6 protein-coding genes are annotated in these 8,772 nt (G+C 58.8%); 5 read left to right on the top strand and 1 reads right to left on the bottom strand.

The genetic code is table 11. The annotated features are described in order from the left end of the window. Positions 1–34: 34 nt before the first annotated feature. Positions 35–4,276, top strand: a complete 4,242-nt coding sequence (gene rpoC, locus ACXAG8_RS11000) for a DNA-directed RNA polymerase subunit beta' (protein WP_475224121.1) — start codon at positions 35–37, stop codon at positions 4,274–4,276. Positions 4,277–4,341: 65 nt separating this feature from the next. Here the strand turns inward: rpoC and ACXAG8_RS11005 are convergent, their stop codons facing one another. Then, the gene (locus ACXAG8_RS11005; RefSeq protein WP_475224123.1) at positions 4,342–5,148 is read right to left on the bottom strand and encodes a putative rhamnosyl transferase; all 807 of its coding nucleotides are present in this window, start codon (positions 5,146–5,148) and stop codon (positions 4,342–4,344) included. Positions 5,149–5,540: 392 nt separating this feature from the next. Here ACXAG8_RS11005 and rpsL point away from each other — a divergent pair, with 392 nt between their 5' ends. The 4 genes from rpsL to ACXAG8_RS11025 all read left to right on the top strand — a co-directional run. Then, positions 5,541–5,912, top strand: coding sequence for a 30S ribosomal protein S12 (gene rpsL, locus ACXAG8_RS11010; protein ID WP_005621086.1), 372 nt, complete (start codon positions 5,541–5,543; stop codon positions 5,910–5,912). Positions 5,913–5,927: 15 nt separating this feature from the next. Continuing rightward, positions 5,928–6,398: a 30S ribosomal protein S7 gene (gene rpsG, locus ACXAG8_RS11015; RefSeq protein WP_008756926.1), complete on the top strand. Its 471-nt coding sequence runs from the start codon at positions 5,928–5,930 to the stop codon at positions 6,396–6,398. Between the two features lie 18 nt (positions 6,399–6,416). After that, positions 6,417–8,534: an elongation factor G gene (gene fusA / locus ACXAG8_RS11020; protein ID WP_475224125.1), complete on the top strand. Its 2,118-nt coding sequence runs from the start codon at positions 6,417–6,419 to the stop codon at positions 8,532–8,534. A gap of 60 nt (positions 8,535–8,594) precedes the next feature. After that, positions 8,595–8,772, top strand: a 178-nt coding sequence (locus ACXAG8_RS11025; RefSeq protein WP_475224168.1) for a GTP-binding protein, incomplete at its 3' end; no start/stop codon positions are given.

Raw genomic sequence — 8,772 nt, forward strand, 5'->3', positions numbered from 1 at the left:
CCCGTCCCCCCTTCCGCAAGATTTGAGGTAACAAATGAACCAGGAAATCACCAACAACCCGTTCAACCCGCTGACGCCCCCGAAGGTCTTTGACGAGATTAAGGTCTCGCTGGCGTCGCCCGAGCGGATCCTGTCTTGGTCCTATGGCGAGATCAAGAAACCCGAAACCATCAACTACCGGACGTTCAAGCCTGAACGTGACGGCCTGTTCTGCGCGCGTATCTTTGGCCCGATCAAAGATTACGAATGTCTGTGCGGCAAATATAAGCGGATGAAGTATCGCGGCGTTGTCTGCGAAAAGTGTGGCGTGGAAGTCACCCTGCAAAAAGTCCGCCGCGAGCGTATGGGCCATATCGAACTGGCCGCGCCTGTTGCACATATCTGGTTCCTGAAGTCGCTGCCGTCCCGCATCGGTCTGATGCTGGACATGACGCTGCGCGATCTGGAACGCGTTCTGTACTTTGAAAACTATGTCGTCATCGAGCCCGGTCTGACCGACCTGACCTATGGCCAGATGCTGACCGAAGAAGAGTACATGGATGCGCAGGATGCCTATGGCATGGACGCGTTCACCGCGAATATCGGTGCCGAAGCCATCCGTGAGATGCTGGCCCAGATCGATCTGGAAGCCGAAGCCGAGCAGCTGCGCGCTGATCTGGCCGAAGCAACCGGCGAACTGAAGCCCAAAAAGATCATCAAGCGTCTGAAGGTTGTTGAATCCTTCCTCGAGTCGGGCAACCGGCCCGAGTGGATGGTGATGACCGTGATCCCGGTCATTCCGCCAGAACTGCGTCCGCTGGTTCCGCTGGATGGTGGCCGTTTCGCGACCTCGGATCTGAACGATCTGTATCGCCGCGTCATCAACCGGAACAACCGTCTGAAGCGTCTGATCGAACTGCGCGCGCCTGACATCATCGTCCGCAACGAAAAGCGGATGCTGCAGGAATCTGTTGACGCTCTGTTCGACAACGGCCGTCGTGGCCGCGTGATCACCGGCGCCAACAAGCGTCCGCTGAAATCGCTGTCGGACATGCTGAAAGGGAAACAGGGTCGTTTCCGTCAGAACCTTTTGGGGAAACGCGTCGACTTCTCGGGCCGTTCGGTCATTGTGACCGGTCCGGAACTCAAGCTGCACCAGTGTGGCCTGCCCAAGAAGATGGCGCTGGAGCTGTTCAAGCCGTTCATCTACTCGCGCCTTGAAGCCAAGGGTCTGTCTTCGACCGTGAAACAGGCGAAGAAGCTGGTCGAGAAAGAGCGCCCCGAAGTGTGGGATATCCTTGACGAGGTGATCCGCGAACACCCTGTCATGCTGAACCGTGCGCCGACGCTGCACCGTCTTGGCATTCAGGCGTTCGAGCCGGTCCTGATCGAAGGTAAAGCCATTCAGCTGCACCCGCTGGTCTGTTCGGCCTTTAACGCCGACTTCGACGGTGACCAGATGGCCGTTCACGTGCCCCTCAGCCTTGAGGCGCAGCTGGAAGCGCGCGTTCTGATGATGTCGACGAACAACGTTCTGTCGCCTGCAAACGGCGCGCCGATCATCGTTCCGTCGCAGGATATGATCCTGGGTCTCTACTATGTGACCCTGGAACGCGAAGGCATGCCGGGCGAAGGCAAAATCTTTGGCTCGATCGACGAGGTTCAGCATGCGCTGGACGCGGGTGAGGTGCATCTGCACACGAAAATCACCGCGCGGATCACGCAGATCGACGACGAAGGCAACGAGGTTCAGAAACGGTTTGAAACCACACCGGGCCGTGTGCGCCTGGGTGCATTGCTGCCGATGAACAACAAGGCGCCGTTCGAACTGGTCAACCGCCTGCTGCGGAAGAAAGAAGTGCAGCAGGTGATCGACACTGTCTACCGTTACTGCGGTCAGAAAGAGTCGGTCATCTTCTGTGACCAGATCATGTCGATGGGCTTCAAAGAAGCGTTCAAGGCGGGCATCTCGTTCGGTAAGGACGACATGGTCATTCCGAATGACAAGTGGGGCATCGTCGATGAAACCCGCGGTCAGGTGAAGGACTTTGAACAGCAGTACATGGACGGCCTGATCACTCAGGGCGAAAAGTACAACAAGGTTGTCGATGCCTGGTCCAAGTGTAACGACCGCGTGACCGAAGCAATGATGAGCACGATCTCGGATGTTGCCAAGGACGAAGACGGGTCCGACAAGGAACCGAACTCGGTCTACATGATGGCCCACTCCGGTGCGCGTGGCTCGGTCACTCAGATGAAACAGCTGGGCGGTATGCGCGGCCTGATGGCCAAGCCGAACGGTGACATCATCGAGACGCCGATCATCTCGAACTTTAAGGAAGGTCTGACCGTTCTCGAGTACTTCAACTCGACCCACGGTGCCCGTAAGGGTCTGTCGGACACCGCTCTGAAGACGGCGAACTCGGGTTACCTGACCCGTCGTCTGGTGGACGTGGCGCAAGACTGTATCGTGCGTGAGATCGACTGTGGCACCGAACGTGCGATCACGGCCGAAGCCGCCGTGAACGACGGTGAGGTTGTCGCCTCGCTGGCCGAACGCGTGCTGGGCCGTGTCTCGGCCGACGATGTTCTGCGTCCGGGAACGGATGAGGTCATCGTCGCTGCCGGTCAGCTGATCGACGAGCGTATGGCCGACGCGATCGACGAGGCCGGTGTTGCTTCGATGCGCATCCGTTCGCCTCTGACCTGCGAGTCCGAGGAAGGCGTCTGTGCCACCTGCTATGGTCGTGACCTTGCGCGCGGCACCATGGTGAACACGGGCGAGGCTGTCGGCATCATCGCTGCCCAGTCCATCGGTGAACCCGGTACACAGCTGACCATGCGGACCTTCCACATCGGTGGTGTTGCACAAGGTGGTCAGCAATCGTTCCAGGAAGCCAGCCAGGAAGGTGTCGTATCCTTCGAGAACCCGCAGATCCTGATCAATGCCGCAGGCGAAAGCCTGGTCATGGGCCGGAACATGAAGCTGGTGATCAAGGACGAACACGGCGAAGAGCGCGCCAGCCACAAGCTGGGCTACGGCTCCAAGCTGTTCGTCAAGGATGGCGCAACAGTGGCCCGCGGCGACAAACTGTTCGAGTGGGACCCCTACACCCTGCCGATCATCGCCGAGAAAGCCGGTACCGCGAAATACGTTGATCTGGTCTCGGGCATCGCTGTCCGCGACGAGACCGACGATGCAACCGGCATGACCCAGAAAATCGTGATCGACTGGCGCGCGGCCCCCAAGGGCAGCGACCTCAAGCCCGAGATCATTCTGGTCGGCGAAGATGGAGAGCCGGTCCGCAACGATGCGGGCAACCCGGTTCACTATCCGATGTCGGTTGACGCGATTCTGTCGGTAGAAGACGGCCAGCAGATCGAAGCCGGTGACGTGGTTGCGCGTATCCCGCGTGAAGGTGCCAAGACCAAGGACATCACCGGTGGTCTGCCGCGTGTGGCCGAACTGTTCGAGGCACGTCGTCCGAAAGATCACGCGATCATCGCAGAAGCCGATGGTTACGTGCGCTTTGGCCGCGACTACAAGAACAAGCGCCGCATCAGCATCGAACCGGCTGACGAGTCCATGGAGACCATCGAATACATGGTACCCAAGGGCAAGCACATCCCGGTCGCCGAAGGTGACTTCATCCAGAAGGGTGAATACCTGATGGACGGTAACCCGGCCCCGCATGACATCCTGTCCATCATGGGTGTCGAAGCGCTGGCGGATTACATGATCGACGAAGTGCAGGACGTCTATCGTCTGCAGGGCGTGAAGATCAACGACAAGCACATCGAAGTCATCGTGCGCCAGATGCTGCAAAAGTGGGAGATCCTGGATTCAGGCGACAGCACCCTGCTCAAGGGCGAACATGTCGACAAACAGGAATTCGACGCGGCGAACGAAAAGGTTCTGGCGCGCGGCGGACGTCCCGCGCAGGGCGAACCGATCCTGCTGGGCATCACCAAGGCTTCGTTGCAGACTCGGTCGTTCATCTCGGCGGCATCGTTCCAGGAAACCACCCGCGTGCTGACCGAAGCCTCGGTTCAGGGCAAGAAAGACAAGCTGGTTGGCCTGAAAGAGAACGTCATCGTTGGCCGCCTGATCCCGGCCGGTACCGGCGGGGCAACTCAGCGTGTCCGTCACATTGCCCAAAGCCGTGACAACGTCGTGATCGAGGCCCGTCGCGAAGAGGCGGAAGCCGCAGCCGCGCTGGCGGCCCCGGTTCTGGATGACGACATGATCGGTGACGAGCTGGACGTTCTGGTGGAAACACCCGAAAGCCGCGAATAATCGACGCTTATAGAAACAGATCAGGCCCCGCAGTTTTCTGCGGGGCCTTTTCATTTGCGGCCTACTCAGGGGCGGGCATGTACCTGTCTGACCCTGGCCTGGTCCATGGCAAACCGGGCGATGAACTCGCCTTCCTGATCGGCATCAAGAGGCAGGACATTGGCCTGGCTGTGTCGTGCATGCGGCGAGTCGTTGAACCGGCTGAGGGTACGGACCCACATCGGTGCGTCAGGGTAGCTGATGACCGGCATGAAATTCCCGATCCGGTGATGGGCGAAATTCATGATCGTCAGGGGGCATCCGCCACTGACATACATCCCGAACCCGACACCCAAAAGGGCCCGGTACACCCGCGCGGCCTGAATGCCGTTTGCGTCAAGCCGGGCGAAAAAACCGCAATTGAAATCAATTGCCACCGTCTTGTTGTTGTCCATCAGCCCCTTGCCTTCGCGGGCGGCAATGCGCAACCGCTCGACAAAATCCACTGAAACCGCATCGTCATCGTCATGCCGGAACTGCAGGCAGGGCGCATCCGGGTCGGCCCGCGCACCGTTGAGGATTTCCTTCATCACCTTGCGGTGCCGGTCCGGCGGTCTGGACACGATCCGAACCTGTTTCAGGTTCGCCGTCAGGTCATGCAACCGGTCGAACGCGGCGCGGGGCAGGCAGTCGCCAATGACAACCAGCAATTCGAAATCGCCGTCGGTCTGTTCCCGGAAACAGGGCAGGGTGGCGGTTTCGAACAGCCGAAACCGTTCTTCCAGCCGTTCGGGGTCGTAAAGATAGCGCCGGCGGTCCTCGATGGTTTCATGCTCGACTTGAAATCCGCCAAGGGCAGGATAGGAAAAGCGGCACAGGCCGATGACTTGCATGGTTCATCCGTTGTCAGGGGTCTTGTCGGGACTATGCATTTCCCGGAGCATCCCCGCAACCAATGCCGAAATCGCCTGTTTTCGATGGCCTGACGCCCAGGCCGCGTGCCCGATGCCAGCCGGGGCCGGTGGGCTGTTGACAGCGCGCCCGCAACCCCCTATTACGCGCGTCATCTCGGTGCCGGGGGCCGCCCCAAAACCGATTCCAGTAATGAACTGGTCAAGGCCCGGACAATTTTGCAGTTCGCGCCCTCTGAGAAACAACCGCGTCGTTCACCTCGGAATGGGAACGTTCGCGGGTTTTGCGCTTGTGGACGCATAAGTGCAGCAAGTTTAACCGCACGCAATGCGCGTGCATGTCATGTGTGTTGCAAAACGGGGAAAGAACCGGAATGCCAACTATTCAACAGCTGATCCGCAAACCGCGGCAGCCCAAAGTAAAACGCTCAAAGTCCATGCACCTGGAGCAGTGCCCGCAGAAACGCGGCGTCTGCACCCGCGTGTACACCACCACACCGAAAAAGCCGAACTCGGCTATGCGTAAGGTTGCCAAGGTGCGCCTGACCAACGGGTTCGAGGTCATCTCGTACATCCCCGGTGAAAGCCACAACCTGCAGGAACACTCGGTTGTTCTGATCCGTGGCGGCCGTGTGAAAGACCTTCCCGGTGTGCGTTACCACATCCTGCGCGGTGTTCTGGATACTCAGGGCGTCAAAGACCGTAAGCAACGTCGTTCGAAATACGGCGCGAAGCGTCCCAAGTAAGAAGGAGAGGCTGATATGTCACGTCGTCACGCCGCCGAAAAACGCGAAGTCCTGCCTGACGCCAAATTTGGCGACAAGGTTCTGACCAAATTCATGAACAACCTGATGATCGACGGCAAAAAGTCGGTCGCAGAGCGCATCGTCTACAACGCCTTTGACCGCGTTGAAGGCAAGATCAAACGCGCTCCTGTCGAAGTGTTCCACGAAGCGCTCGACAACATCAAGCCGTCGGTCGAGGTTCGCTCGCGCCGGGTTGGTGGTGCAACCTATCAGGTTCCGGTCGAAGTGCGCCCCGAGCGCCGCGAAGCTCTGGCCATCCGCTGGCTGATCACCGCCGCGCGCGGCCGCAACGAAAACACCATGGAAGAACGCCTCGCCGGTGAACTGCTGGATGCTGTACAATCCCGCGGTACTGCCGTTAAGAAGCGCGAAGACACCCACAAGATGGCCGAGGCGAACAAAGCCTTCAGCCATTACCGCTGGTAATTCTAGAGGCTTATCCAAATGGCACGCGAATATCCGCTCGAACTGTACCGTAACTTCGGTATCATGGCGCACATCGACGCAGGTAAGACCACCTGCTCGGAGCGTATCCTGTTTTACACCGGCAAATCCCACAACATCGGTGAGGTGCACGATGGTGCAGCCACCATGGACTGGATGGAGCAGGAGCAGGAACGCGGCATCACCATCACTTCGGCTGCGACCACCACTTTCTGGGAGCGCACCGAGGACGGTCAGACCGCAGAAACCCCCAAGCACCGCCTGAACATCATCGACACCCCCGGCCACGTTGACTTCACCATCGAAGTTGAACGCTCGCTGGCGGTTCTCGACGGTGCCGTCTGCGTTCTGGACGCAAACGCCGGTGTTGAACCCCAAACCGAAACCGTGTGGCGTCAGGCTGACCGCTACAAGGTTCCGCGTATGGTTTTCGTCAACAAGATGGACAAGATCGGCGCAGACTTCTTCAACTGCGTTCGCATGATCGAAGACCGCACCGGCGCACGTGCTGTTCCGGTTGGTATTCCGATCGGCGCCGAGAACGAGCTGGAAGGTCTGATCGACCTGGTCACCATGGAAGAATGGCTGTGGCAGGGCGAAGATCTGGGCGCAAGCTGGATCAAAGCTCCGATCCGCGACAGCCTGAAAGACATGGCTGACGAATGGCGCGGCAAGATGATCGAAGCGGCCGTCGAAATGGACGACGACGCGATGATGGAATACCTGGAAGGCAATGAGCCCGACGTTCCGACCCTGCGCGCCCTGCTGCGCAAAGGCACCCTGGACATCGCGTTCGTTCCGGTTCTGGGTGGTTCGGCGTTCAAGAACAAAGGCGTTCAGCCGCTGCTCAACGCTGTGATCGACTATCTGCCCAGCCCGCTGGACGTTGTCGATTACATGGGCTTCAAACCCGGCGACGAGGAAGAAGTTCGTGACATCGCACGTCGTGCCGATGACAACATGGCCTTCTCGGGCCTGGCGTTCAAAATCATGAACGACCCCTTTGTTGGCTCGCTGACCTTCACCCGGATCTACTCGGGCACCATGAACAAGGGTGACTCGATCCTGAACTCGACCAAAGGTAAGAAAGAGCGCATCGGTCGTATGATGATGATGCACTCGAACAACCGGGAAGAGATCGAAGAAGCGTTTGCAGGCGACATCATCGCGCTGGCGGGTCTGAAAGACACCACCACCGGTGACACCCTGTGTGACGCCAAGGAACCGGTGGTTCTGGAAACCATGACCTTCCCCGATCCGGTGATCGAGATCGCGGTCGAGCCCAAAACCAAGGGCGACCAGGAAAAGATGTCGCAAGGTCTGGCCCGTCTGGCCGCCGAAGACCCCTCGTTCCGTGTGGAAACCGACCTGGAATCGGGTCAGACCATCATGAAGGGCATGGGCGAACTTCACCTGGATATCCTGGTTGACCGTCTGAAGCGCGAGTTCAAGGTCGAAGCGAACATTGGTGCACCGCAGGTGGCCTATCGCGAAACCATCTCGATGCCGGTCGAACACACCTACACCCACAAGAAACAGTCGGGTGGTTCGGGTCAGTTCGGTGAGGTCAAGCTTGAGATCACTCCGACCGAGCCGGGCGAAGGTTACTCGTTCGAAAGCCGCATCGTTGGTGGTGCCGTTCCCAAGGAATACATCCCGGGTGTCGAAAAAGGCATCCAGTCGGTTATGGACAGCGGCCCTTTGGCTGGCTTCCCCGTGATCGACTTCAAGGTTGCCCTGCTGGACGGTAAGTTCCACGACGTTGACTCCAGCGTTCTGGCCTTCGAAATCGCAGGCCGTATGTGTATGCGTGAAGGCATGCGCAAAGCTGGCGCGAAACTGCTGGAACCGATCATGAAGGTCGAAGTGATCACCCCGGAAGAATATACCGGCGGTATCATCGGCGACCTGACCTCGCGTCGTGGCCAGGTGTCTGGTCAGGAACCGCGCGGCAACGCCATCGCGATCGACGCGTTTGTTCCGCTGGCGAACATGTTCGGCTACATCAACACCCTGCGTTCGATGTCGTCGGGCCGTGCCCAGTTCACCATGCAGTTCGACCACTACGATCCGGTTCCGCAGAACATCTCGGACGAGATCCAGGCGAAATACGCATAAGCGAAGATTTGAGGGAGCTCCGGTCGGGGGCTCCCTTCATTACCGACAAAGGAGGCCATCATGGCAAAGGAAAAGTTTGAGCGTACAAAACCGCACGTCAACATCGGCACGATTGGCCACGTTGACCATGGTAAAACCACGCTGACCGCAGCGATCACCAAGTATTTCGGTGACTTCAAAGCGTATGACCAAATCGACGGCGCGCCGGAAGAAAAAGCGCGCGGCATCACCATCTCGA

This window comes from Ruegeria sp. ABD4_443 (genome assembly GCF_056160865.1).

Excerpts from the sequence above, each read along its gene's own strand:
- rpoC (WP_475224121.1), top strand. The coding sequence starts at position 35 with ATGAACCAGGAAATCACCAACAACCCGTTCAACCCGCTGACGCCCCCG.
- ACXAG8_RS11005 (WP_475224123.1), bottom strand. The coding sequence starts at position 5,148 with ATGCAAGTCATCGGCCTGTGCCGCTTTTCCTATCCTGCCCTTGGCGGA.
- rpsL (WP_005621086.1), top strand. The coding sequence starts at position 5,541 with ATGCCAACTATTCAACAGCTGATCCGCAAACCGCGGCAGCCCAAAGTA.
- rpsG (WP_008756926.1), top strand. The coding sequence starts at position 5,928 with ATGTCACGTCGTCACGCCGCCGAAAAACGCGAAGTCCTGCCTGACGCC.
- fusA (WP_475224125.1), top strand. The coding sequence starts at position 6,417 with ATGGCACGCGAATATCCGCTCGAACTGTACCGTAACTTCGGTATCATG.